The organism is Pontibacter sp. YIM B11418, from assembly GCF_059278805.1.
In genome coordinates, this window is record NZ_JCAEMH010000016.1 from 1 (window position 1) to 1,192 (window position 1,192).

General features: G+C 58.6%; 2 protein-coding genes. Both read right to left on the reverse strand.

Features of this window, described 5'->3' with window-relative positions; genetic code table 11:
* On the reverse strand, positions 1-278 hold a 278-nt coding region (locus AC4QZR_RS19830; RefSeq protein WP_494482465.1), incomplete at its 3' end, for a sugar phosphate nucleotidyltransferase.
* Positions 279-383: 105 nt separating this feature from the next.
* On the reverse strand, positions 384-1,192 hold an 809-nt coding region (gene rfbB / locus AC4QZR_RS19835), incomplete at its 5' end, for a dTDP-glucose 4,6-dehydratase (protein WP_494482466.1).

A 1,192-nucleotide genomic window follows, 5' to 3' on the forward strand; every position in this document is an offset into this window, starting at 1 on the left:
CCGATCACAAAGGCCTGTGCCAGCCCGTTAGGTACCTCCTGCACCTTGTAGGAGAACTTGCAGCCGATCCGGCTTCCGTCCCCGAGCAAGCGCTCAAACAGGGGCAGGTCGTGGGGCGTGGAGATAATCAATATTTCCCGGATTCCGGCCAACATAAGAGTCGAGAGCGGGTAGTAGATCATGGGCTTGTCGTAGACGGGCATGAGCTGCTTGCTCACGGCCAGCGTCAGGGGGTGCAGGCGGGTGCCGGAGCCACCGGCCAGGATGATGCCTTTCATGAATTCAATTGTTAAATTGTTGAATGGTTAAATTGTTAGTTGGCCGACCGGCACTAGCCACTGCTGTCAGACATAGCGTCGTCCAGTTTTCAGCCATATAACCATTTACCGCTTCTCGTATTGCTCGCGGTAGTAGTCGCGGTAGTGACCCGAAGTGACCTCTGCAAGCCAGTCCTCGTTTGCCAGGTACCAGTCCACGGTCAGGCGCAGGCCCTCCTCAAAAGTCACTGACGGCTCCCAGCCGAGCTCATCCATCAGTTTGGAGGAGTCGATAGCATAGCGGGCATCGTGGCCGGCGCGATCCTTCACGAAGGTGATCAGCTTCCGCGACTCGCCAGGCTGTCTTCCCAGCTTCTCGTCCATCACGTCGCAAAGCAGTTCTATCAAATCAATATTGCGCCACTCGTTCACCCCGCCCACGTTGTAGGTCTCACCCAGTTTGCCTCGGTGGAAGATACAGTCGATGGCCCGCGCGTGATCTTTCACGTAAAGCCAGTCCCGCACATTCTCGCCCTTCCCGTACACGGGCACGGGCTTTACGCTCTTGATGTTGTGGATCGCAAGCGGAATCAGCTTCTCGGGAAAATGGTTGGGTCCGTAGTTGTTGGAGCAGTTGCTGAGCTTGACGGGCAGGCCGTAGGTATGGTGCCAGGCGCGCACGAAGTGGTCCGAGGCGGCCTTGGAGGCCGAGTAGGGCGAGCGCGGGTCGTAGGCCGTGGACTCGGTGAAGAGCCCATCTGTGCCCAGCGAGCCGTACACCTCGTCGGTAGAAACATGGTAGAACAATTTGCCTTCGTAGTCTCCGGCCCAGGTGTGGCGGCAGGCTTCCAGCAGGTTGACTGTGCCCATCACGTTAGTCTGCACGAAGGCCATCGGCCCGGCAATCGAGCGGTCGACGTGCGACTCGGCCGCCA